General features: G+C 74.2%; 19 protein-coding genes and 2 pseudogenes. 12 read left to right on the top strand and 9 right to left on the bottom strand.

All coding sequences use genetic code 11. From position 1 onward, the window contains the following. Nucleotides 1-96: 96 nt before the first annotated feature. From XF36_RS05490 to XF36_RS05480, 3 genes are read left to right on the top strand one after another with little or no spacing between them, the layout of a single operon-like run. Nucleotides 97-792 carry an ABC transporter ATP-binding protein gene (locus XF36_RS05490; protein WP_060711155.1) on the top strand — a complete coding sequence of 232 codons (696 nt, stop codon included), beginning with the start codon at nucleotides 97-99 and terminating at the stop codon, nucleotides 790-792. Next, nucleotides 789-2,009 (top strand): ABC transporter permease, encoded by a 1,221-nt coding sequence (locus XF36_RS05485; protein ID WP_060711154.1) that lies wholly within the window; start codon nucleotides 789-791, stop codon nucleotides 2,007-2,009. Before XF36_RS05490 ends, XF36_RS05485 begins: the two co-directional genes overlap by 4 nt. A gap of 20 nt (nucleotides 2,010-2,029) precedes the next feature. Continuing rightward, on the top strand, nucleotides 2,030-3,709 hold the full coding sequence (locus tag XF36_RS05480; RefSeq protein ID WP_060711153.1) for an HlyD family efflux transporter periplasmic adaptor subunit: 1,680 nt from the start codon (nucleotides 2,030-2,032) through the stop codon (nucleotides 3,707-3,709). A 13-nt stretch (nucleotides 3,710-3,722) separates the two neighbouring features. On the opposite strand, the gene XF36_RS05475 is transcribed toward XF36_RS05480, so the two are convergent. Further along, the gene (locus XF36_RS05475; RefSeq protein ID WP_060711152.1) at nucleotides 3,723-5,282 is read right to left on the bottom strand and encodes an MFS transporter; all 1,560 of its coding nucleotides are present in this window, start codon (nucleotides 5,280-5,282) and stop codon (nucleotides 3,723-3,725) included. 78 nt (nucleotides 5,283-5,360) lie between these two features. Here XF36_RS05475 and XF36_RS05470 point away from each other — a divergent pair, with 78 nt between their 5' ends. The 4 genes and pseudogenes from XF36_RS05470 to XF36_RS05455 all read left to right on the top strand — a co-directional run bounded on the left by XF36_RS05470 (nucleotide 5,361) and on the right by XF36_RS05455 (nucleotide 8,804). Beyond that, nucleotides 5,361-5,939: a TetR/AcrR family transcriptional regulator gene (locus tag XF36_RS05470; RefSeq protein WP_060711151.1), complete on the top strand. Its 579-nt coding sequence runs from the start codon at nucleotides 5,361-5,363 to the stop codon at nucleotides 5,937-5,939. Nucleotides 5,940-6,125: 186 nt separating this feature from the next. Beyond that, nucleotides 6,126-6,482 (top strand): annotated as a pseudogene (locus XF36_RS05465) (ethanolamine permease); the annotation flags it as partial. Between the two features lie 118 nt (nucleotides 6,483-6,600). Beyond that, nucleotides 6,601-8,265, top strand: a complete 1,665-nt coding sequence (locus tag XF36_RS05460; protein ID WP_082375184.1) for a benzoate-CoA ligase family protein — start codon at nucleotides 6,601-6,603, stop codon at nucleotides 8,263-8,265. A gap of 95 nt (nucleotides 8,266-8,360) precedes the next feature. Further along, a complete protein-coding gene (locus XF36_RS05455) occupies nucleotides 8,361-8,804 on the top strand; it encodes a GNAT family N-acetyltransferase (protein ID WP_060711149.1) in 444 nt (147 codons plus the stop codon). A gap of 39 nt (nucleotides 8,805-8,843) precedes the next feature. On the opposite strand, the gene XF36_RS33740 is transcribed toward XF36_RS05455, so the two are convergent. Together XF36_RS33740 and XF36_RS35455 are read right to left on the bottom strand one after the other, a co-directional pair. After that, a complete protein-coding gene (locus tag XF36_RS33740; RefSeq protein WP_168169460.1) occupies nucleotides 8,844-8,984 on the bottom strand; it encodes a hypothetical protein in 141 nt (46 codons plus the stop codon). 166 nt (nucleotides 8,985-9,150) lie between these two features. Beyond that, a pseudogene (locus tag XF36_RS35455) lies at nucleotides 9,151-9,285 on the bottom strand (hypothetical protein); the annotation flags it as partial. A gap of 276 nt (nucleotides 9,286-9,561) precedes the next feature. On the opposite strand from XF36_RS35455, the gene boxC reads away from it, so the two are divergent. Both boxC and boxB read left to right on the top strand, forming a co-directional pair. Beyond that, a complete protein-coding gene (gene boxC, locus XF36_RS05450; RefSeq protein ID WP_060711148.1) occupies nucleotides 9,562-11,271 on the top strand; it encodes a 2,3-epoxybenzoyl-CoA dihydrolase in 1,710 nt (569 codons plus the stop codon). Nucleotides 11,272-11,274: 3 nt separating this feature from the next. After that, nucleotides 11,275-12,687 carry a benzoyl-CoA 2,3-epoxidase subunit BoxB gene (boxB, locus tag XF36_RS05445; protein WP_020625593.1) on the top strand — a complete coding sequence of 471 codons (1,413 nt, stop codon included), beginning with the start codon at nucleotides 11,275-11,277 and terminating at the stop codon, nucleotides 12,685-12,687. A 24-nt stretch (nucleotides 12,688-12,711) separates the two neighbouring features. On the opposite strand, the gene XF36_RS05440 is transcribed toward boxB, so the two are convergent. After that, nucleotides 12,712-14,136 carry a ferredoxin reductase family protein gene (locus XF36_RS05440; protein ID WP_202968480.1) on the bottom strand — a complete coding sequence of 475 codons (1,425 nt, stop codon included), beginning with the start codon at nucleotides 14,134-14,136 and terminating at the stop codon, nucleotides 12,712-12,714. A gap of 146 nt (nucleotides 14,137-14,282) precedes the next feature. Between XF36_RS05440 and XF36_RS05435 the strand changes: the two genes are divergently transcribed. After that, on the top strand, nucleotides 14,283-15,305 hold the full coding sequence (locus XF36_RS05435) for a YdcF family protein (protein ID WP_060711147.1): 1,023 nt from the start codon (nucleotides 14,283-14,285) through the stop codon (nucleotides 15,303-15,305). 7 nt (nucleotides 15,306-15,312) lie between these two features. On the opposite strand, the gene XF36_RS05430 is transcribed toward XF36_RS05435, so the two are convergent. Further along, nucleotides 15,313-16,833, bottom strand: a complete 1,521-nt coding sequence (locus XF36_RS05430; RefSeq protein WP_238589135.1) for an alpha/beta hydrolase — start codon at nucleotides 16,831-16,833, stop codon at nucleotides 15,313-15,315. 127 nt (nucleotides 16,834-16,960) lie between these two features. Then, complete coding sequence (locus tag XF36_RS05425) at nucleotides 16,961-18,172, bottom strand: macrolide family glycosyltransferase (RefSeq protein ID WP_238589134.1); 1,212 nt, start codon at nucleotides 18,170-18,172, stop codon at nucleotides 16,961-16,963. Between the two features lie 14 nt (nucleotides 18,173-18,186). Between XF36_RS05425 and XF36_RS05420 the strand changes: the two genes are divergently transcribed. After that, nucleotides 18,187-18,999, top strand: a complete 813-nt coding sequence (locus XF36_RS05420; protein WP_238589133.1) for an alpha/beta hydrolase — start codon at nucleotides 18,187-18,189, stop codon at nucleotides 18,997-18,999. Between the two features lie 135 nt (nucleotides 19,000-19,134). Here XF36_RS05420 and XF36_RS05415 read toward each other — a convergent pair whose 3' ends face one another. Together XF36_RS05415 and XF36_RS33735 are read right to left on the bottom strand one after the other, a co-directional pair. Continuing rightward, nucleotides 19,135-19,575, bottom strand: a complete 441-nt coding sequence (locus XF36_RS05415; protein WP_060711144.1) for an META domain-containing protein — start codon at nucleotides 19,573-19,575, stop codon at nucleotides 19,135-19,137. 38 nt (nucleotides 19,576-19,613) lie between these two features. Beyond that, nucleotides 19,614-20,225: a cupin domain-containing protein gene (locus XF36_RS33735; RefSeq protein WP_238589132.1), complete on the bottom strand. Its 612-nt coding sequence runs from the start codon at nucleotides 20,223-20,225 to the stop codon at nucleotides 19,614-19,616. A 124-nt stretch (nucleotides 20,226-20,349) separates the two neighbouring features. Between XF36_RS33735 and XF36_RS05405 the strand changes: the two genes are divergently transcribed. Next, nucleotides 20,350-22,404 (top strand): copper-translocating P-type ATPase, encoded by a 2,055-nt coding sequence (locus XF36_RS05405; RefSeq protein ID WP_060711143.1) that lies wholly within the window; start codon nucleotides 20,350-20,352, stop codon nucleotides 22,402-22,404. Here the strand turns inward: XF36_RS05405 and XF36_RS05400 are convergent. Beyond that, nucleotides 22,397-23,422 (bottom strand): LacI family DNA-binding transcriptional regulator, encoded by a 1,026-nt coding sequence (locus tag XF36_RS05400; RefSeq protein ID WP_060711142.1) that lies wholly within the window; start codon nucleotides 23,420-23,422, stop codon nucleotides 22,397-22,399. The two genes, XF36_RS05405 and XF36_RS05400, sit on opposite strands and share 8 nt — an antisense overlap. Nucleotides 23,423-23,475: the final 53 nt, after the last annotated feature.

The raw sequence follows: 23,475 nt of genomic DNA, 5'->3' as shown, positions 1-23,475 counted from the left end.
CCAACCGCAGGTGACGGCCCTGCGATGTGATTCACTCGATCGAGTGGCGACGCATTTTTGCCCTCCATTCCCGGAGTCGACCCGACGAATCCCGGAATGACGGCGTGCGTAATCTCCGGAATCGTGATCGAACTCGAGGGGGTCTCCAAGGTCTACCGGACCGGAGCCCTCGAGCTGCGCGCACTCGACTCCGTGGACCTGCGCGTCGACGACGGCGACCTCGTCGCGATCATGGGCCCCTCCGGCTCGGGCAAGTCCACGATGATGAACATCCTCGGCTGCCTCGACGTGCCGAGCTCCGGCAGCTACCGACTCGACGGCATCGACGTCGGCCGGATGTCGGACAACCGGCTCGCCGACATCCGGCTGCAGAAGATCGGCTTCGTCTTCCAGTCGTTCAACCTGCTGCCGCGCACCACCGCGCTGGCCAACGTGGAGCTGCCCCTGGTCTACGCCGGCGGGCGCGACCGCCGGGGCCGGGCGCGGCGCGCACTGGAGCGGGTCGGGCTCGCCGACCGCGGCGACCACCGGCCCAACGAGCTCTCCGGCGGCCAGCAGCAGCGCGTCGCGGTGGCCCGCGCACTGGTCACCGACCCGTCGATGATCCTGGCCGACGAGCCGACCGGGAACCTCGACACCACCTCGACCACCGACGTGATGAACCTGTTCGTGGAGCTCAACGAGTCCGGCCGCACGGTCGTGCTGATCACCCACGAACCCGAGGTCGCCGAGTTCGCCAAGCGGGTCGTGACCCTGCGCGACGGCCGGATCGTGAGTGACGAGCGCCGATGACGATCTGGGAGTCCGCGCGGATCGCGGTACGGGGCCTGCGTGCCGGGCCGCTGCGGTCGCTGCTGACGATGCTCGGGATCATCATCGGGGTCGCCGCGGTGATCGTGCTGGTCGCGTTCGGCAACGGGCTGCAGCGCTTCGTCGCCGACGCGTTCGGGCCGCTCGCCAACCAGATCCAGATCACCCCGGACCGCGGCGGCATCAGCGGCACCGGCACCCCGCGCGATCTCACCGACGCCGACGTCCGCGCCCTGCGCGACCGGGCGTCCGCCCCGGCGACCGCCTCGGTCAGCCCATCGGTGACCGGCTCGGCGCAGCTGCAGCTGGCCGGCGGCGGGAGCGTCCGCAGCGGCGTGACCGGCGCCGACGCCGACTACCTCGACATCGCCAACCGGGAGCTCGTCGTCGGGTCGTTCTTCGACGACCGGCAGGCCACGACCCGGGCGAAGGTCGTGGTGCTCGGCCCCAACCCGGTGGCCACCCTGTTCGGCGGCCGCGCCGGCGAGGCGCTCGGCTCGGAGGTGCGGATCGGGCGCACCTCGTTCCGGGTGATCGGCGTGCTCGCGGCCAACGGGCAGCAGGACGACGTCGCGGTCATGCCGCTGGGTGCCGCACGGGCCTATCTGACCGGCGGCGGCGACGACGTCGACCAGATCACCGTGCGGGCGGTGTCCACCGACGCGGTGCCGCAGGCGGTCGAGCAGGTCACCACGATCCTCGACGAACGGCACCGCATCGACGACCCGCAGGACCGCGACTACACCGTCACCGCGCTGCAGAGCCTGCTCGACCAGTCCTCGCAGGTCCTGAGCTTCGTGACGATCTTCGTCGCGGCGGTCGCGGGCATCTCGCTGCTGGTCGGGAGCATCGGCGTCGCCAACATCATGCTGGTCACGGTGACCGAACGGACCCGCGAGATCGGCATCCGCAAGGCCATCGGCGCACGCCGCCGCGCGATCCTGCAGCAGTTCCTCATCGAGGCGATGGTCCTGACCGGCATCGGCGGGGTCATCGGGATCCTGCTCGGCGTCGGTGTGTCCGCGCTGGCCGGGATCGTCCTGCCCCGCCTCGTGCCCGACTTCCCCGCCCCGACGGTGTCGGCCGGATCGGTGGTGCTCGCCTTCGGGGTGAGCCTGCTGATCGGGCTGCTCGCCGGCGGTTTCCCCGCCAACCGGGCCGCACGGATGCGGCCCATCGACGCACTGCGGCACCAGTGACAGCAGCTGAGGAGCACTTCATGACCCGACTGCGGCTCGCGGGCAGCCTGCTGCTCGCCGGACTCGTCGGCCTCACGGCCTGCAGCGGCGGGGAGCAACCGCCGCCGACGGCCGTCGTCGACCGGGGTGTGGTCTCCACCGGGGTGTCGGCGTCGGGCTCGCTGGTGTCCATCACCCAGCAGAACCTCGGGTTCACCGAGGGCGGCCGGATCACCGAGCTGCTGGTCGAGGTCGGCGAGACCGTCGCGGCGGGGCAGCCGCTGGCCCGGCTGGACGACGCCGAGGCCCGGTCGCAGGTCGTCGCCGCGCAGGCCGCCCTGGACCAGCAGCAGGCGTCGCTGGGCAAGCTGACCGGCGCGAACACCGTCGAGGCCGCACAGACGTCGCTGGGCTCGGCCGAGTCGGTGCTCGCCGCGACCCGCGACCAGGTCGGTGCGCAGAACGCCGCGAACGACACCGCCGTCGAGCGGGCGAAGGTCCAGCTGGCCTTCGACCGCAAGCAGCTCGCCGCGGCCCAGGAGAAGCTGGATACCGACCGGCGGGCCTGCAAGCGCTCCGGTGGCAGCACCGCGACGGCCACCCCGGACCCGGCCAGCCCGGAGCCCGACGCCGCGTCCTCCGGCGGCGGCCTGCTCGGCGGCCTGTCCGGCGGGTCCGGCACGTCGGGCGGGTCCGGACTCGGCGCGGCCACGACCGACCCGGCCTGCACCGCCGTCGCCGCCGACGAGCAGGCCGTGACGGCGGCGAAGGGCCAGGTCATCGCCACCCAGACGGCGCTGGCGCAGGCCGAGGGCACCCGCGACACCGGGGCCGCCTCCGGCCGGGTCTCGATCGCGAACGCCGAGAGCGCGGTCGCCGACGCCCGCTCCCAGCTCACCGGGGCGAACAACGACGCACCGGCCGACGTCGCGGTGCAGGACGCCGTGGTCGCCGACGCCCGCAACACCCTCGCCGACGCCCAGCGCGGCCTGGACGACACGCTGCTGCGCGCCCCGGTAGCCGGCACCGTGTCCGCGATCAACGGCGCGGTCGGCGACGTCGTGCCCGCCGCGAGCTCCACGACCGCGCTCGCCCCCGGCTCCGACGCCCGGATCCCGCAGGCCGTCGGGTCGGCGTCGGCGGCATCGGGTGCCGCGGGGGCCACCGGGGGCGGCGCGTCCGCGGCCGGCGGGGCTCCGTTCATCACCCTCAACGACCTGCAGACCTACCAGCTGGTCGTCCCGTTCGAGGAGAGCGACGCGGCCCGGGTCGCGCCGAACCAGACGGTCGACGTCACGGTCGACGCACTGCCCGGGGTGAGCCTGCCCGCGACCGTGGTGGCCGTCGCGCCGACCGCGACACAGCTCTCCGGCGTCGTGAGCTACTACGCGACCGTCGTGCTGAACCGCACCGCCCCCCAGCTGCGCGACGGCCAGACCGCACAGGCCGACGTGCGCACCGAGGCCCGCAACGGGGTGCTGCGTGTGCCCAACACCGCCGTCCGGCAGGAGGGCGGGCGCTCGGTCGTCGACGTGCCCGGCGACGACGGCGCCCCGGTGACCCGGCAGTTCGTCCCCGGCCTGGTCGGTGACCAGTTCACCGAGGTCCGCTCCGGCCTGGACGACGGCCAGCAGGTCCTGCTGCCGCAGGCCACCGTCCAGGCGACCCCGGGCGGCCCGGGCGGAGGTGGCCCCGGCGGGGGCGGCGCGGGCGGGAACTGACCGGCTCCGCCCGTCACCCCCGGCGCGCTCCGCCCCGGTGGGTGACCGGACGCGACGGCGCGTCCTCCGTGACCGTCCCGGCCGTCGCCGGGATGGTCCGCCAGGCGACGATCGCCGCGGCCAGGGTGACCGCCGCGGCGATCAGCGAGGTGGTCTGCATGGCGACGGTGAACGAGGCACGGGCACCGTCGAGCACCGGCGAGGCCGGGTCGAGCGCGTTCGTGCCCGCGGCGAGCGAGTCGGTCACCGCGGCCCGTGCGGCCGGGTCCAGCCCGGTGGGCAGCGTGAGGCGGTCGCGGTAGATCAGCGACACCACCGACCCGAGGACGGCGACGCCCATCGCGACCCCCAGCTCCAGCGCCGTCTCGGAGATGGCCGACGCCGCTCCCGCCTTGCGCGGCGGCACCGACGACACGACCGCGTCGGTGGTCAGCGTCTGGGTCAGGCCGACGCCGAGCCCCAGCGGGACCAGGGCCAGCGCCAGCCACAGGTAGCTGGTGAAGCCCTCGGCGACCGCGACTGCCACCAGCCCCCCGGTGACCAGCCCGAGGCTCACCGCGATCGCCCGGCCGAGCCCCAGCGCGCGGGAGAACCGCCCCACGACGGCGACGACGGCGACCGCCGACAGCGTGGTCGGCAGCTCCCCGAGACCGGCCTGCAGCGGTGAGAACCCGCGCACGAGCTGCAGGTACTGGGAGAAGAAGAACAGCGTCCCGATGAGGGCGAACACGGCCATGAACCCGGCGAACACCGAGCCGGCGAAGGCCGGGCGGGCGAACAGCGACACGTCGATAAGCGGGACGGTCAGACGCCGCTGGCGACGGACGAACAGCGCGCCCAGCGCGAGCCCGGCCGCCAGCGCGGCGACGCCGGCGACGTCGATCCCGGCCGTGACGGTGTGCTTGACCGCCCACACGACCGGCACGATCGCGGCCATCGACAGCAGCGCCGACACCAGGTCGAACGGCCCCGGTGCGGGGTCGCGCGACTCGGGCAGCAGCCACGCCCCGGCCACGATGAGTACGACCATGATCGGGACGTTGATCAGGAACACCGAGCCCCAGGAGAAGTGCTCCAGCAGCGCGCCGCCGACCAGCGGACCGACCGCGGCGCCGCCGCTGGCCGCGGCCGCCCAGGCCGCGACGGCCCGGGCCCGCTCGGCCGGGTCGGTGAACACGGTTCGGATCAGCGACAGCGTCGAGGGCATCAGCGTCGCGCCGGCGACGCCGAGCAGCAGCCGGGCCACGATGAGCATCGCGGGGCTGGTGGACAGCGCCGCGAACAGCGACGCCGCCCCGAACGCGGCGGCGCCGACCAGCAGCAGCCGCTTGCGGCCGACCCGGTCGGCCAGCGACCCCATGACGACGAGCAGCCCGGCCAGGGCCAGGGAGTAGACATCGCCGATCCACAGGATCTCGGTCGCCGTCGGCGACAGGTCCGCGGTCAGCGAGGGCACGGCGAGGTAGAGGACGGTGTTGTCGACCGCGAGGACCAGGACGGCGATCGACAGCACCGCGAGCGCCGCCCAGCGGCGGCGGGGCGTGAGCCCCTGGGTGGTGGTGTCGGCGTACATGAGCAAAACTGTACCGACTGGCCGGTTTAGTTTCGACGTGGTGTCCGTCTCGCCGGCACCGGACGGGAGGATGGACGCATGGGTCGCACGACCGGACGGTCCCCGGAGGACACTCGCAGGCTGGTGCTCGACGCCGCCGCGTCCGCCATCCGCACGCACGGCATCGGGGCGACGCTCGACCTCGTCGCGCGGGAGGCCGGGATCTCCAAGGGCGGACTCGTCTACCACTTCCCCAGCAAGACCGCGCTGCTCGTCGCCCTGGCGCAAATGGAGCTCGACGCGTTCTGGGACGCCGTGCACGCCCACCTCGACGAACCCGAGGGCACCCCCGGACGGCTGGTGCGCGCCTACGTGCGGACCAGCCTGGCACCGGTCGACGAGGGCGAGGCCCTGGAACGGTTCACCCTGATCGCCCAGCTGCTCGCGGTGCCCGAGGTCCTCGACCTCGCCCGGGTGGACGACGAGCGCTGGCAGGCCGCGCTCGCCGGGGACGGGGTGCCGGAGGCGACGCGCACGCTGGTCCTCGCCGCCGCCGACGGGATCGGCGGACGACCGCTGTGGGCGGCGGACCTGGAACCGGCGGTGCGGGAGCGCCTGGAGGCCGACCTGCTGGACATGGTGGACGCGGCGCTGCGCACGCCGCCGGCCGAGCGCTGACCCCGCGGCGCGGTCGGCCGTCCCGTACCCGTCGACTGTGACGATCGTGTGTCCTACCGCCCCCGTGGCGACACACATTCCTCACACCGTTTACCCCGCGCGGCCCTGTCCGCGACCGGGCCGGACTCCCTAGCTTGTCCACACCCGACGCGCCCCGTCGGTGACGACGCGCCCCGGGAGGACGCCATGGCGAACGATCCGTCGGACTACCTGGAGCGACGACGGCTGCGCACCGGGGCGGCGGGCTGGGTCCTGCTCGCCGGTCTCGGCGTCAGCTACGTCATCTCCGGCGACTACTCGGGATGGAACTTCGGTCTCGCCGAGGGCGGGTTCGGCGGGCTGCTGATCGCCGGCGTCGTCATCGCCGCCATGTACTTCGCGATGGTGCTGGGGATGGCCGAGCTGTCCTCGGCGCTGCCGGCGGCGGGTGGCGGCTACACCTTCGCCCGGCGCGCGCTCGGCCCGTGGGGCGGGTTCGCGACCGGCACCGCGATCCTCATCGAATACGCGATCGCCCCGGCCGCCATCGCCACCTTCATCGGCGCCTAGGAGCCGGCCCCGCCCGCCCCGCACCGGGCCGTCGTCGATCTACAGACCGTTGACGCGCCGTCGGATGTGTGTAGCATCACAGCTCCCCGAACCGGCACAGGAGCCACCCACCATGGCCGATGTCGTCAGCGTCGACAACGTCGATTCCCGCCGCACCGCTGTGCCCGTCCCCCGCAGCGCGCAGGAGGCGCCGGTGTTCAACGCCGCGTCGCACCTGACCGCGGCCCGGGTCGAGGCCGGGGACGGCGCCCGCACCGCCGTCCGGTACCCCGACGGCTCGCTCACCTACGCCGCCCTGACCGACCGGGTCAGGCTCGTCGCCGGGGCCCTGCGCCGGGCCGGCGTACGGCCCGAGCAGCGGGTGCTGCTCGTGATGCCCGACGACGTCGAGCTGTTCACCGCGATCCTCGCGACCCTGTGGGCCGGCGCGGTCGCCGTGCCCTGCTCGACGATGCTGACCGGGCGCGAGCTGGCCGTGCTCGTCCGGGACTCGCGGGCGACCACGGTGATCGGCGGCGAGGCGTTCGCCGCGCACCTCACCGAGGCCGTCGCGCAGGCGCCCGACCTGGAGCGCGTGGTGCTCACCGGGGCGGACCCGCTGGTCACCGGGGTCACCTCGCTCACCTGGGACGCGCTGCTCGACGGCGCCGACCCGCTGCCCGAGCCGCACCCGACCTGGCCGGAGTCCCAGGCGCTGTGGCTCTACACCTCGGGCACGACCGGCAAGCCCAAGGGCGCCATGCACCGGCACGACGACATCCGGTTCGTCGCCGACACCTACGGCCGGCAGGTCCTCGGCATCCGCAGCGACGACGTCTGCCTCTCGGTCGCGAAGCTGTTCTTCGCCTACGGCATCGGCAACTCGATGTTCTTCCCGCTGTCGGTCGGCGCCTGCACGGTCCTCGAACCGTCCCGGCCGGACCCGGAGCACTACTCCCGCCTCGTCGAGCAGCACGGCGCGACGCTGTTCTTCGCCGTCCCCAGCTTCTGGGGCCCGATGATCGCCGCCGAGCTGCCGCGCGAACGGTTCGCCACCGTGCGCCGCGGCGCCTCGGCGGGCGAGGCGCTGCCCGCGCGGATGTTCCACGGTGTGCTCGACCGCTACGGCTTCGAGGTCCTCGACGGCATCGGCTCCACCGAGGCACTGCACATATTCATCTCCAACCGGCCGGGCGAGGTCGTCCCGGGCAGCTCCGGCTTCCCGGTCCCCGGCTACGAGGTGGAGCTGCGACGACCGGACGGCAGCGTCATCGACGGTCCCGGCGAGCCGGGCATGCTCTACGCCGCGGGCGACTCGGTGTGCACCGGCTACTGGTGTCGCACCGAGGTCAACCGCGCAGTGTTCCAGGGCCGCTGGATGCGTACCGGCGACCAGTACGTCCGCGGCGAGGACGGGTCGTGGACCTGCCTGGGCCGGGCCGACGACGTCCTGAAGGTCGGGGGCATCTGGGTCTCCCCCGGCGAGGTCGAGAACCGCCTGCTGGAGCACCCGGGGCTCGTGGAGGCGGTCGTCGTCGGGATCCCGGACGACGACGGGCTGGACAAGCCGGTCGCGTTCGTGGTGCCCCGCGACCCGGCGGCGGCGCCGTCGGAGAGCGAGCTGGTCGCGTTCTGCCGCGAGGGGCTGGCCGCGTTCAAGCGGCCGCGCGCCGTGGTCACCGTCGACGAGCTGCCCAAGACCCCCACCGGGAAGATCCAGCGCTACCGGCTGCGCGCGCACGCCGCCGCCCTGCCGGGGGCCACCGGCCACCCCGGCACCCCGGAGACCGTGGTCTGAGGACCCTCCGGGGTGTCTCGATGTAGGACGTTCGCTCGACCCGGAGTGCCCCGCCGGGGTTCACTCGCCGGACACACCGACGGCGAGGAGGCCGCGTGGACACGTGGGACTGGATCCCGGAGACCCCCGCGACCTGGGACGACCGCAAGCGCCGGGTGCTCGACGGGCTCGACCCCGCGTCGTTCGGCCTCGGCCGGCCCGGCGACGGCGATCCGCTCGGCGACGAGTGGTGGCGCGTCGAGGACGCCGACGGCACGACCGTCGCCTACGGCAGGCTCGACGGCAGCTGGGGCGACGCCGAGATCCTGGTCCTGGTCGCCCCCGCGGCCCGGCACAGCGGCGTCGGCTCGTTCGTGCTGGAGCGTCTGGAGGCCGAGGCGGGCCGGCGGCGGCTGAACTACCTCTACAACGTCGTGCCGCACGGCCACCCCGATCCCGAGCCGGTGACCGGCTGGCTCACCGCGCGGGGCTTCGTCCGCAACGACACGGGTGAGCTGCGCAAGCAGGTCCCGTCCGCGGCGGTGCGCAACCGGGGCTGAGACCCGGATCCCGGCGGTGACTCGGACCCCGGCGATGACTCAGGTCCCGGCGGTCCGCAACGCGGTCTCCAGGATCCGCCGGGCCGCGCCGCAGGGATCCGTCGGGGCCGACGCGACCACCGACAGTGCCCCCGACCCGGCGTCGACGACGGCCATGCAGGTGCCCTCGGTCTCCGACACCGCGGCGCGGCGCCCGGAGGGCCTCCTCGGTGAGGGTGCTGACCTGGGCCCACAGCTGGGCGAGACCGGCGTCGTAGGCGCCGGGCTGCGCGGCGACGATCAGCGTGGTCGGGATCGAGTACGAGAACCCGGTCGTTCCCCCGCCGGTGCCGGCGGTGTCCCAGCGGCAGCTGGGGGCGGGCCGTCCGGTGGCCTTCCCCCGTCCGGTGAGGCCGAGGCCGGACAGCTCGCCGTCGGGGACGAGGGAGCAGGGCGGCACCGAGAGGTTCGCGTCCGCGGGGGCGTCGGCCGTCGGGCCGATGGCGGATCCGCCGCCCGCGCCGGCGCAGCCGACGAGCAGGGGCAGGGCCAGGTGGCGAGCACGAGGCCCGCGAGCTGGGGTCGGTTCACGAGTGGATCATGCACGGCGCCGGACGCCGCCCCGTGTGATTCGCAGAACGGGCGACCGCGGGCTGGTCGTGGGGACGGACCGGCACCGACACCGTCCGTGACCCCGAACACTCCACACTCTTCCGTCGCAGCGTCGCTTAGTTGTAGTCTTTACAGCGTCGCAGCGACGCGAGGAGGAGTGGACTCCATGAGCAGTGACGACCCGGCCGCCGGCACGGACGTCCCCCGGGTGGACTTCGACCGTGACCCGTCGGGCTACCGGCACTGGCAGCTCGCGATCGACCCGGACGACCCCAGGGTCGCGTACGTGCGGCTCGACGTCGACGAGGCGGGCGGCCTTGTCCCCGGCTACGAGCTCAAGATGAACTCCTACGACCTCGGCGTCGACATCGAGCTCTACGACATCACCCAGCGCCTGCGCTTCACCCATCCGCAGGTCAGGGCCGTCGTGCTGACCAGTGCGAAGGACCGCAACTTCTGCGCGGGCGCGAACATCCGGATGCTCGCCGGGTCCTCGCACCCGTGGAAGGTGAACTTCTGCAAGTTCACCAACGAGACCCGCAACGGCATCGAGGACGCGACCGCGCACTCCGGCCAGACCTGGATCGCCGCCGTCAACGGCACCGCCGCCGGCGGGGGCTACGAGATGGCGCTGGCCTGCGAGCGGATCCTGCTGATCGACGACAACTCCTCCACCGTCTCCCTCCCCGAGGTCCCGCTGCTGGGCGTGCTGCCCGGCACCGGCGGCCTCACCCGCGTCACCGACAAGCGCCGCGTCCGCAAGGACCGCGCCGACGTGTTCGCGACGAAGCCCGAGGGCTTCGGCGGGAAGCAGGCCGTCGAGTGGAAGCTCGTCGACGAGGTGATCCCGAAGCGTCGCTGGGACTCCACGGTGTCCGAGCGGGCGGTCGAGGCCGCGGCGGCGTCGACCCGGCTGCCCGCGGGCGAGAGGATCGAGCTGCCCCCGCTGGAGCGCACCGAGACCGCCGACGGCATCACCTACCCGCACGTGCGGGCGGAGTTCGACCGCGACCGCGACCTCGTGGAGATCACCGTCGACGGTCCCGCGGGCGGTGTCCCGGAGAGCATCGAGCGCGTCCACGCCCTCGGCGCGGACTTCTGGCCGCTGGCCATGACCCGCCAGCTCGACGACCTGGTCCTGCGGCTGCGCAGCAACGAACCGGAGCTGGGCACCTGGGTGATCCGCACCCGGGGCGACGTCGAGGACGCGCTGGCGTTCGAGCGCGTCATCGAGCAGCACTCCGGCGACGACTGGCTGGTCAACGAGATCCGGCACTATTTCAAGCGCACCCTCAAGCGCCTGGACGTGACCAGCCGCAGCCTGGTCGCGCTGATCGAGCCGGGCTCCTGCTTCGCCGGCGCGCTGCTGGAGCTGGCCCTGGCCTGCGACCGCCAGTACATGCTCGACGGCACGCTCGACGAGGACGGCGACGAGCAGGGCGACGAGGCCCAGATCATGCTCACGGCGTCGAACTTCGGCACGTTCCCGATGCCCAACGGGCCGTCCCGGCTGGCGAGCCGCTTCCACGGCGACGACGACCACGTCGCCGTGCTGCGCAAGGAGGTGGGGCGCCGCCTCACCGCTGGCGAGGCGCTGGAGCTGGGCCTGGTCACCGACGCCCCGGACGACATCGACTGGGACGACGAGGTCCGCATCATGCTCGAGGAGCGGGCCTCGCTGTCGCCGGACGCGCTGACCGGGATGGAGGCCAACCACCGGTTCGTCGGGCCGGAGACGATGGAGAGCCGCATCTTCGGCCGGCTCACCGCCTGGCAGAACTGGATCTTCGTGCGGCCGAACGCCTCCGGGCCGGAGGGCGCGCTGCGCAAGTACGGCACGGGCCGCAGGGCCGACTTCGACCGCAATCGGGTGTGAGCCATGAGCATCGACTACTCCGAGAAGATCCCCAACAACGTCGACCTCGCCGGGGACCGCAAGCTGCAGCGCGCGCTGGAGTCGTGGCAGCCCAACTTCCTCACCTGGTGGAAGACGATGGGCCCGGCCGTGCCGACCCAGGACGTCTACCTGCGCACCGCCGTCGACGTCGGCAAGGAGGGCTGGGCGCAGTTCGGGCACGTCGCGATGGAGGAGTACCGCTGGGGTGTGTTCCTGGCCGAGCGCAGCGACGACCGCCGGATCGCGTTCGGCGAGAACCGCGGCGAGCCGGTCTGGCAGCAGGTCCCCGGCGAGTACCGCGCCGACCTGCAGCGCCTGATCGTCATCCAGGGCGACACCGAGCCGGCCTCGGTCGAGCAGCAGCGCCGCCTCGGCGAGACCGCCCCCAGCCTCTACGACCTGCGCAACCTGTTCCAGGTCAACGTCGAGGAGGGCCGCCACCTCTGGGCCATGGTGTACCTGCTGCACGCCTACTTCGGCCGCAACGGCCGCGAGGAGGCCGAGGCGCTGCTGCAGCGCAACTCCGGTGACCTCGACAGCCCCCGCATCCTCGGCGCGTTCAACGAGGAGACCCCGGACTGGCTGTCGTTCTTCATGTTCACCTACTTCACCGACCGGGACGGCAAGTACCAGCTCGGCACGCTGAAGGAGTCCGCCTTCGACCCGCTCTCGCGCACCTGCGAGTTCATGTTGAAGGAGGAGGCCCACCACATGTTCGTGGGCACCACCGGCATCGACCGGGTGATCCAGCGGACCTGCGAGCTGATGCGCGAGCACGACACCGCCGACATCGCCCCGCACGGCGGCATCCCGCTGGACGTGATCCAGAAGTACATCAACTTCCACTACTCGGTCAGCCTCGACCTGTTCGGCTCCGAGCAGTCGACCAACGCCGCGAACTACTTCACCGCCGGGCTCAAGGGCCGCTGGCAGGAGGAGCGGCGCCGCGACGACCACGTGCTGACCGAGGACGGCTACGGCATGGAGCAGGTCCGCGACGGCCGCGTCGTCACCGACGAGGTCCCGGCCCTGCTGGCGCTCAACCTCGACCTGCGCAACGAGTACGTGAAGGACTGCGGCTCCGGGCTGAAGCGCTGGAACCGCATCCTGGAGAAGAACGGGTTCGACGACCGCGTCTACCTCCCGCACGTCGGGTTCAACCGGCAGGTGGGGCTGTTCTCCTCCCACGAGCTGACCCCGAAGGGCGACCTGATCTCGTCCGAGGTGTGGGCGTCCCGCCGGGACGACTGGCTGCCGTCGGAGGCGGACCGGACGTTCGTGCAGAACCTGATGCGCCCGGTCTACGAGCCCGGGAAGATCGCGGGCTGGATCGCGCCGCCGTCGAACGGGATCAACGGCAAGCCCGTCGAGTACGAGTACGTCCACCTCGCCTGACCCCGGGGGCTCCCGGACCGCCCGTCAGCCGAAGTTCTCCACGTGCACGCGACGCTCCGGCACCCCGGCGGCGAGGACGGTGCGCCGGACCATCGCGGTCCACCGGCCGGGCCCGCACACGTACACCTCGCGCACCGCGATGTCCGGGATCCGGGCCCGGAGCGCGGCGAGGTCGTCCGCGCGGCGCGCGTCGGCGCCGAACCACGACCCCGACCGACGGCGTGGCCCGGGCGAGGTCACGACGTGCAGCTTCCGCTCCCGGGCGAGGCGGGTGAACTCCCGGGCGAACAGCGGCTCGCGGGTGAAGCGGTGCACCACCACGACGTCCGCGGACTCGTTGAGGAACTTCTCCGCCAGCGCCCGCAACGGGGTCATCCCGACGCCGGCACCGATCAGCGCGACCCGCGGGCTGGTCCGGGTGCGCGGGGTGAGCCTGCCGTAGGGGCCCTCGATGTGGACCCGGGTGCCCTGCCGCAGGTTCGGGACGGCGGCGCTCCCGTCGCCGAGCTGCTTGACGGTGATCCGGAGCGAGCGGGCCGTCGGCGGCGCCGACAGCGAGTACGGGTTGCCCGCGGGCCAGCCGCGCCCGGACCGGAACCGCCAGACGAAGAACTGCCCGGCCGAGGCGCCGAGCTCGCGCAGCCGTTCGCCGGTCATGTGCACCGACACGCTGCCGTCGCCCTCGGGCAGCACCGCGGCGACGGTGATCCGGTGCCGGCGCGACCGCACCACCGGGACCGCGACCCGCCAGACCGCGACGGCGAGCACCGCGGCGATCCACAGCCCCCACCAGAACACCGTCCGCGACGGCGAGGTGGTGAACTCCCGACCCGCCCACAGCTGGTGCGGCAGCGCGAGGAACACCCCGGCGTAGCCCCACAGGTGCAGCAGGTGCCACCACTCGTAGCGCAGCCGCGTGCGGATCCACCGCGCGCTGGTCACGACGACCAGCACCACCAGGACGGTCCCGAGCGAGGCGACCGCCATCCCGGGCCAGGTCCAGGTCAGCTCCCAGAAGCCGGCGGGGACACGACCGGCGCCGGCGGGGCCGTGCGCCCAGCTCGCGCAACCGACGTGCGCCAGCACCCCGGCGAACGAGGCGATGCCGGTCCCGCGGTGCAGCGCGATGAGGTGCCGCTGGCCGAACGCGTGCTCCAGCAGCGGGATCCGGGCGGCGAGCAGCACCTGCCCGAGCAGCAGCAGCGACGCCAGCAGCCCACAGAGCCGTCCGGTCTCGGCGACCGCGCTGGTGCCGCCCTCCAGCAGCCCGACGGGGCCGCCGCCGTCGACCCACCAGGCGACGACGAGCAGCACCGCCAGGGCGGCGAGCACCCCCGACGCACGGCGGACCCGGCGGTCGGCGCGCGCGACGTCGCGTGCCGGGACCGGTGGGTCCGGTTTGAAGCGGCCACCGGGCACCCGGACGGTGGGGGCGAAGAGGGATGACACAGTGTGGTCATCCTCCCCGACCGCCGGGCGGCGCCGTCGCCGGACCCGGTGTTCGGCGCGCCGGCGCGACCACCGACCGCCACGACCGGGTGGCCGTCCGCACCGCCCGGGGCCGGTCCGCGCGGCGGCGACGAGGATCGACGTCGATGTCCGAGTCGAACCTCCTCCTGCTCGTGACCGTCCTCGCGGTCGTGCTGCCCGTCGTCGCCGCGGTCGTCGTCACGGTGGTCACCGTGCGGCGGATCCGGCGCGATCCCCGGCGACTGGGCAACGCCTACTGGCTGCTCGCCACGGCGGTGCTCCTCGGGTGGGTGCTCTCGATCGCCGGGTCGAGCGGCAACCCGGTGTTCGGCGCGCTCGTGCTCGCCGTGGTGCTGTCGCCACTGATCACGCTGGTGTTCGCGGTGTTCTGCGTCCTCAACGGCGCGGTCATGCTCCGCCGGGAGCGCCTCTCGCTCGGCAACTCGCTGTCACTGCTCACCGGCCTGGCGATCATCGGCCTGCTCGTCGCCGTCTGGCCGGTGCTGGCGCTGGACTCGCTCGTACTGCGCGCGCTGTGGCTGGCCTGCCTGCTCGCGGCGGCGTTCCTGGCGTTCCAGTTCGCCGCGTTCCTCGGCTACGCGTGGCTCTACCGGTGGCTGGTGCGCGACCGGCCCGCGGACTGGGTGGTCGTGCTCGGCTCCGGGCTGCACGGCAGCGAGGTGCCACCGCTGCTGGCGTCGCGGATCGCGACCGGGATGGACGAGCTGGCCCGGCGTCGCGCGGGGCGGCTGGTGCTGTCCGGCGGCAAGGGCGACGACGAGCGGCTCGCCGAGGGCGAGGCGATGGCCCGCTGGGCCGCGGCGCACGGCGCCGACCCGGCGGTGCTGACCGCGGAGACCGGCTCGCGGACCACCGAGGAGAACCTGCGGTTCAGCTCGGCGCTGGTCGGCGACGGCCCCGGGGTCATCGTGACCAGCAACTACCACGCGTTGCGGGCCGCGCTGCTGGCCCGGCGGCTGGGCATCGACGCCCAGGCCGTCGGGGCGCCGACCGCCGGCTACTACTGGCCCAGCGCGGTGCTGCGCGAGTTCGTCGCCGTGCTGCGGGAGTACCGGGTGGCGAACGCGGTGCTGCTGGCGCTGGTCGCCGTCCCGGTGCCGCTGGCGCTCGTGCTGCTCGCCGGCTGAGCCCCGCTCAGCTGCCCGCGGTCGTCGGGGACGGCGGCGGCAGCGGCGGGCACTGCTTGTCCGACCGGTCCCCGCCGGTCCGCTTCGGCAGCACGCCGGTGAGCAGGTAGTCGGCGACCGCGTCGTCGGTGCAGGCGATCCCCGACAGCGACGACGAGTGGGTGTGGCCCCCGACGCCCTCGATCAGCGACGAGCCGGGGAAGGACCGCCGGGCCTGCAGCGCACCGGCGTAGGGGGTGGCTCCGTCGTAGGTCTCGGAGATCAGCAGCGGACCGGTCTTCAGCGTCCCGGCGACCTTCGGGGCGGGCCTTGGCTTCACCGGCCACTCCCGGCAGGGCGCGTTGTACCAGGCGTTGCCCCAGGTCTCGAACGGCGCCTTCCGGTCGGTGGCGGTGTTGTCGCGCTTCCAGGTGGCCCAGTCGCGCGGGAACGGGGCGTCGGTGCACTGGGTGGCGAGGTAGACGGCGTAGTTGTTGTCGTCGGTCGGCGAGCCAGCCTGGTCGAAAGCGGCCTTGAGCTTCGCGGCGTCCTTCTTCGCCCCCGCGACGAACGCGTCGGCAACGGAGGTGTACTCCGCCACGTTGTAGCCGGCCCGCAGGAAGATGTCGGTCCACTCCGAGGAGCCGATCTTCCCACCCAGCGGGGCCCTCCGGAACTCGTCGTAGAGCGCGTAGAAGCGCTTCTCGACGGCGTCACCGGTGTTGCCGAGGTGGTAGACGGCGTCGTTCTTGGCGACCCAGTCGAAGAAGGTCTCGATGTTGCGCTGGAACGCGACGTCCTGGTTCAGGTTGGCCCGGTACCACCAGTCGCGGGGGTCGACGACGCCGTCGAGGACCATCCGGCGGACCTTGTCCGGGAACATCGTCGCGTAGACCTGGCCGAGCAGCGTGCCGTAGGAGAAGCCGTAGTAGTTGATCTGCTTCGCGCCGAGCGCCTGGCGGATCAGGTCCATGTCACGGACGGTGTCCTCGGTGCGCAGGTGCGCGAGCAGCTCGCCGCCGGCCTTCCCGCAGGCCTGGGCGTAGGCCTTGGCCTTCGGCAGCCACGCCTTCTCGGCGCCGTTCTCCGGCCGGTAGTCCGGGCGCGCGTAGCCGCCGTAGTCGGGGTCGCAGCTGAGCGCGGGCCGGCTGGTGCCGACCCCGCGCGGGTCGAAGCCGATCCAGTCGTAGGCGGCGCCGGCGTTCTTCGGGACGGCGGCGCCGAGCCGGGACAGGCCCAGCCCGGGGCCGCCCGGTCCGCCCGGGTTCACGAGCACGACGCCCTGGTACTGCGCCTGCGGGACGGTGTGCCGGATCCGCGAGACCGCGATCTCGATCTTCTTGCCGGCGGGCTTCGCGTGGTCCAGCGGGACCTTCAGGAAACCGCACTCGGCCTTGGCCTGCTGCAGCGACGGGCTGGTGCACGCGCCCCAGACGATGCCCGCCCCCGGCGGGGGCGGCGCGGGTGCCGCCGGCGCGGCGACGGCGGGACCGGCGGTCCCGAGCGTCACCCCCACGGCGACGAGCAGCGTGATGATCGTCCTGCGCACCGGCTCCACCTCTCCGGGCGCACGCGCCCGCCCCCCGACCGAGAGCCAGACCGTGCCACCGGCGACGCTGCGTCCACAATCGCCACGCCCGACGGTAGCCCGAACGGATCAACGAGAAACGGACGTCTCAGCCGCGACCGCCACAACCTCCGACGAGCGCGCAGGTCGCGCACCGTGCGGACGGCACCAGCCCCTCGATGACGTCCGCTGCCGCCGCGGCCCCGCCGGCAGCACGGGCGGTCGCCTTCTCCTCGGCGCAGCGGCGAGCGACCTCCTCCGACGACGACACCCGCAGCACCGCGTCGCGCAGGCTCTCCGGGGTGACCGCGTCGGCGGGCAGGTGCTCCCCCACCCCCAGCGCGGCGATCCGGTCGGCGTTCCCGAACTGGTCCACGGCCTGCGGCACGGCGACCATCGGCACCCCGTGCCAGAGACCCTCGGTGCAGCCGCCCATCCCGGCGTGGGTGACGAACGCCGACGCGTGCGCCAGCACCGCCAGCTGCGGCACCCACTGCCGGACGGTGACGTCGTCGGGGATCGCGCCGAGGTCGGCCGGGGAGACGTGCGGGCCGGTGGCGAGCACGGTCTGCCAGCCGGTGCCGGTCATGGCCTCGATGCAGTCCCGCCAGAACGCGGGTCGGTCGGTGTAGGCCGAGCCGAGCGACACCAGCAGCAACGGGGCCTTCGGCTTGGGCCACAGCCCCTGGTGGGAGCGGTCGCCGATGACCGGGCCGACGAAGGTGTAGCGGTCGCGGTCGACCCGGACGAGCTCGGGCTGCATCGCCTCCGGGATCAGCACCACCGAGCGGTCCGGCCGGCCGAGCAACTCCCGGTTCCCGACGCCCGCGCCGACCTCGTCGAGCCAGGCGTCCAGCTCGGCCCGCCAGGCGAGACCCTCCGGGTTCTCCAGGAACGCGAAGGCCTCTGCCATGTCGGTCTCGAAGCCGTCCCAGGCCACCATGTGCGGGGCCAGTTCGACCCGCGGGATGCCGCGGACCCGGGAGAAGGCGTGCCCGGCCCAGCCGGAGCCGTCGTAGCAGACGACGTCGGGGTGCTCGTACTGCAGCGCGTCGGCGATCTGCTCGTAGGCGGAGCGGGCCTCGGCGGAGAACAGCCGCATCGCCGCGACGCCGCCGTCGGGCCACTGCTCGCCCTTCGCCGGGTCGGGCAGGTCGGTGCGGATCCGCAGCGGGGTCGCCCCGGTCGCGGCGACGGCCTCGGCGAACCGCTCGGGGACCGGGTAGGTGACGCGGTGGCCACGTGCGACCAGCTCGGCCATCACCGGCAGGTTCGGGTGGACGTGGCCGTGCGCGGCGGTGGTCGACATGAGGACGTGCACCACCCGAGTGTGCCTTGACCGGCCCGGGACGCGCCGACGAGTATCGCCGGATGGCCCGGCTGCGCTGCGACGTCGTCGCCGACTCCCTCGGACTGGCCACCTCGGTCACGGTGCTGCTGCCCCAGCCGTCGCGGACCCGGATCGGGGGCGGCGTGCGCGACCTCGACACCCCGCCGCCGGTGCTCTACCTGCTGCACGGCCTGTCCGACGACGACACCGCCTGGACCCGCTACACCTCCGTCGAGCGCTACGCCGACGAGCTGGGGCTGGCCGTGGTGATGCCGCAGGTTCACCGCAGCTTCTACACCGACCAGGCCTACGGCGGCCGCTACCGCACCTGGGTGACCGAGGAGCTGCCCGCGCTGGTGGCGCGGTTCTTCCGGGTGTCGGCCGACCCGGCGGAGACGTTCGTGGCCGGGCTGTCGATGGGCGGCTACGGTGCGCTGTCCTGGGCGCTGTCCGAGCCGGACCGCTTCGCGGCAGCGGCGTCGCTGTCCGGGGCGCTGGACCTCGCCGCGCTGGCCGCGGGTCCGCCGCGCGAGGAGGACCCCCGGATCTGGGAACGGATCTTCGACGGCGCCCCGGTGGCCGGGAGCGACGCCGACCTGTTCGCGCTGCTCGACCGACTCGACCCGGGAGCGGCGCCCGCCCTGTACGTGTGTGCCGGGACCGAGGACCCGCTGCACCCGCAGTCGGTGCGGTTCGCGGAGCGGGCCAGGGCCGCCGGGGTGGCCGTGACCTCCTCGTTCGGCCCCGGCGAGCACGAGTGGGGCTACTGGGAGGCCCGGATCCGCGACGTCCTGGACTGGCTGCCGCTCCCCCGCTGACCCCGTCCCGGTCCCGCGGCGTTCGACGGTCGCGGCCGGCGTCGAGCTGCACGTTTCCGCCCTGCACGGGGCGGAAACGTGCGACTCGGCGTCGGCCGGGGTGCCGTGTCGGCGAGGTGGGGGCGGGGCGGGGCGTCAGCGGGGCGCGGGGACCAGGCGGACGGGCTCGCCCGCCGCGGGATGCAGGAGCAGGGCGGCACCGTCGGTCTCGACGCGGACGGCCCCGGAGACCCAGCGCGCGACCGGCACGTTCTCGCAGCCGATCAGGGTGCTGGGGCCCGCCGTCGCGCGCAGGGCGCCGTCGCCGCCGAGGGTCCACTCGCCGCTCTGCCCGTTGCAGCCGTCCGAGCCGGCCCAGGTGCCGTCCGGGGCGAACTCGGCGAACGCGCGGCCCTGCGCAGCGCCGTCGGCGGGCAGCCAGCGCACGCCGGTGAGGTCGGAGGCCGCGGCGGCGCGCGGGACGTCGCGGCCCGCCGCGCCGTCGGGATCGCCGCCGGGATCGTCGGCCGCACCGCAGCCGGACAGGACGAGCGCGGCGGCGGCGAGTGCGGCGAGTGCTGTTGTCCGGTTCGTCACCTCCCCGGTGTACCGGATCGCGGCTCCGGCCGGGGCGGTCAGCTCCCGGCCTCGTCGTCGCGGTGCGCGGCACCGATCTCGAAGGCGGGCAGGCAGACGGCCACGTACTCCGCCCCCTCCGGACCGGGCGAGCTGTAGCGCACCCACTCCCCCGGGGCGGTGTGCACGGCCTGGCCGGCGGCGACGGTGAGCTCGCCGCCGTCGTACTCGACGCGCAGCGCGCCGCGCAGGACCAGGGTGTACTCGTCGAACTCCGGGGTCTGGCCGGGCTCGGCCCAGCCGGACGGGCTGCGCATGTGGGCGACCGACACCGCGTCGTCGCCGGAGTTCACCCGGCCCACGTACTCGTCGATGGTCTTGGGCGGGGTCCCGGCGGCGGTGACCCGGCTCGCGTTCTCGATCAGCTTCGGCACCGCACCATCCTGCCGCCTCACTGCTCGGCGGGCGGCCGGGGTGCGGGCAGCGGTGGCGCGGGGGCGACCGTCCACCGGCTCGGCGGGGAACGGTCCGCCGTGCGCGGACAGGTCGATGCACACCGACCAGGCGGGCGGCAGGACGAGCACCGTCTGGTCGGCGCCGGGCCGCATCGGGTGCCGGTAGTGCGCGGCGACCCAGCTGCGGTTGCGCCAGTGCCCCTCGACCCTGACCACCCCGACCACCTCCGTGGTGTCCCCGCGGGACGACCGCGACCGTACCCCGCGGGAACCGCCCCGGGGGAATACCCTGGGGGGTATGAGCGCTGCAGCGGGCGTCCACGACGTCGGGAGGTAGACGATGCACGGCGAGCCACGGGCCGCCTCGGCCCCGCAGGAGCACGGGACGCACCCCGGGGGTGGTCACGGAGGGCACGCCGACCACACGGGACACGGACACGCCGACCACGCGGCGGCGTTCCGGGACCGGTTCGTCGTCGCGCTGGTGCTCGCCGTCCCCGTCGTCGGGTTCAGCGCGATGACCGGGATGCTGCTCGGGTACACGCCACCGACGTGGTCGGCGTGGGTCCCACCGGTGCTCGGCACCGTGATCCTCTTCTGGCCGGGGTGGCCGTTCCTGTCCGGCGCCGTCGCCGAGATCCGGGCGCACCGGCCCGGGATGATGCTGCTGATCGGCATGGCCGTGGGCGTCGCGTGGGTGGCGAGCCTGCTGAGCTCACTCGGCGTCGGCGGGCTGGACTTCTGGTGGGAGCTGGCACTGCTGGTCGTGATCATGCTGCTCGGGCACTGGCTCGAGATGCGTGCGCTCGGCCAGGCGTCCGGAGCCCTCGACGCACTGGCCGCGCTGCTGCCGGACACCGCCGAGCGGATCGGGGCCGACGGCGCGATCGGCACGGTCGCACCGGCCGACCTGACCGTCGGCGACGTCGTGCTGGTCCGGTCCGGCGCCCGGGTGCCCGCCGACGGCACGGTCGTCGACGGTGCTGCCGAGGTGGACGAGTCGATGATCACCGGCGAGTCCCGGCCGGTCGCGCGCGGGACCGGCGACCGCGTGGTCGCGGGTACCGTCGCCACCGACTCCGCGCTGCGGGTCCGGGTCGACGCCGTCGGCGAGGACACCGCACTGTCGGGCATCCGCCGCCTGGTCGCGAACGCGCAGGCCTCGCGCTCCCGGGCCCAGGCACTCGCCGACCGCGCGGCGGCGCTGCTGTTCTGGTTCGCCGCGGGTGCCGGGGTGCTGACCTTCGCCGCGTGGACGCTGCTCGGCGACACCGCGCAGGCGGTCACCCGCACCGTCACCGTGCTGGTGATCGCCTGCCCGCACGCGCTGGGGTTGGCGATCCCGCTGGTCATCGCCATCTCCACGGCCCGCGCGGCGCGGTCGGGGGTGCTGGTCACCGACCGGCTCGCGCTGGAGCGCACCCGCACCGTCGACACGGTGCTGTTCGACAAGACCGGCACCCTGACCACCGGCAGCCCCCGGGTCGTCGGGACCGCGGGCGCCGCGGAGACCCTGTCCCTGGCCGCCGCCGTCGAGGCCGACAGCGAGCACCCGCTGGCCCGGGCGGTCGTCACCGCGGCCGACGGGCGGGACGTCCCGGTCGCCGAGGGGTTCCGCTCGTACACCGGGCGCGGTGTCTCCGCGACCGTCGACGGGCGGCCGGTCGCGGTGGGCGGCCCGGCGCTGCTGCGCGAGCGCGGTCTCGGTGTGCCCGCGGAGCTCGCCGGCGACGTGCACCGGTGGGGCGACGACGGCGCCACCGTGCTGTACGTGGTGACCGGTGCGGAACCCGGCGAGGTGGTCGGCGCGCTCGCGCTCGCCGACGCGGTCCGCCCGGAGTCCCGGGCCGCGGTCGACGCACTGCACGCCCGCGGTGTGCGGGTCGTGATGCTCACCGGCGACGCGCGCCCGGTCGCCGAGGCGGTCGCCCGCGACCTGGGCGTCGACGAGGTGGTCGCCGAGGTGCTGCCCGAGGGCAAGGACGAGGCGGTGGCCCGGCTCCAGGCCCGCGGCGCGGTCGTGGCGATGGTCGGCGACGGTGTGAACGACGCCCCGGCGCTGGCCCGGGCCGACGTCGGCATCGCGATCGGGGCCGGGACCGACGTCGCCGTCGCCTCGGCCGGGGTGGTCCTCGCCTCGTCCGACCCGCGCGGGGTGCTGTCGGTGATCGCGCTGTCCCGCGCCGGGTACCGGAAGATGCTGCAGAACCTGTGGTGGGCGGCCGGCTACAACCTGGTCTCGGTGCCGCTCGCGGCCGGGGTGCTCGCCCCGGTCGGGTTCGTGCTCCCGCCCGCGGTCGGCGCGCTGCTGATGAGCCTGTCGACGGTCGTCGTCGCGCTCAACGCGCAGCTGTTGCGCCGGGTGGAGCTGCGCCCGGACCGGCTGGTCAGCTGACCCGGGGTGGCGCCATCGTCGCCCGGACCACCAGCCGGGTCGGCACCTCGACATCACCGGGGACGCCGCCGGGGACGTCGCCGCCCAGCGCGGCGAGCAGTGCCCGGGCGGCGAGCTCGCCCTGGCGGCGAACCGGCTGGGCGACCGTGGTGAGCTCGGCGACGGCGGCCGAGTCGTGGTCGTCGAACCCGACCACCGACACCTGTCCCGGCACCGTCACGCCGGCGCGGCGCAGGGTGCGCAGCACGCCGACGGCGAGCTCGTCGGACATCGCGAACACCGCGGTCGGCATCACCGGCAGCGAGAGCAGCTCGGCGGCCGCGGCGTCGCCGTCGGTCACCCCGGCCCCGGTGGCGACGACCGGACCGTGGGGGCGCCCGGCCTCGGCGTGCGCGTCGGCCCAGCCGTCGCGCCGGTCGGTCGTCGTGGCGCGGCCGTTGGCCTCATCGGGGTCGAACGACACCAGCGCGACGCCGCGGTGGCCGAGCCCGAGCAGGTGACGGACGGCGGTCCGGGCACCGGCGCGGTCGTCGATGCCGATCCGTGGCCGACCGGGCATGTCCCCGCCGAGTACGACGACCGGGATCCCCAGCGCGTCCAGCGCCGCGGCCTCGGTGGTGTCGATGGCCGAGGCGACGACGATCAGCCCGTCGGCGCGACCGCGCACCGGCAGCGTCGCGAAGAAGTGCGCCCGCGCCTGCGGGTCGCCGAGGTTGTGCAGCTGGGTGACGTGCCCGGCCGCGGACAGCACGCCCTCCACCCCGGCGACCGCCTCGGCGAAGAACCAGCGGGTCGGGAAGCGGGCGAGCACGGCGACCGTCAGCGGCCGGACCGGGACCGAGTAGCCGAGGGAGGCCGCCGCCCGCCGGACGCGTTCGCGGGTGTCGTGCGAGACGGGGGTGCCCTCGCGCAGGGCGCGCGACACCGTCGCCGGCGAGACCCCGGCGAGCTCGGCGACCCGCCGGACACCCACCCGGCGTACGACCTCGCGCACCGGCTCGTCCGTCACGGGGGTCATCGTGCCCGCCTCTCGACAGCGGTTGCAACCGGATGAAACACTCTGCAACACCG

The sequence above is a fragment of the Pseudonocardia sp. HH130629-09 genome, assembly GCF_001294645.1.
In the GTDB taxonomy this organism is placed as follows: domain Bacteria; phylum Actinomycetota; class Actinomycetes; order Mycobacteriales; family Pseudonocardiaceae; genus Pseudonocardia.
Note: the sequence above shows the minus strand (reverse complement) of the source record. Positions and strands in the feature narration are given on the sequence as shown.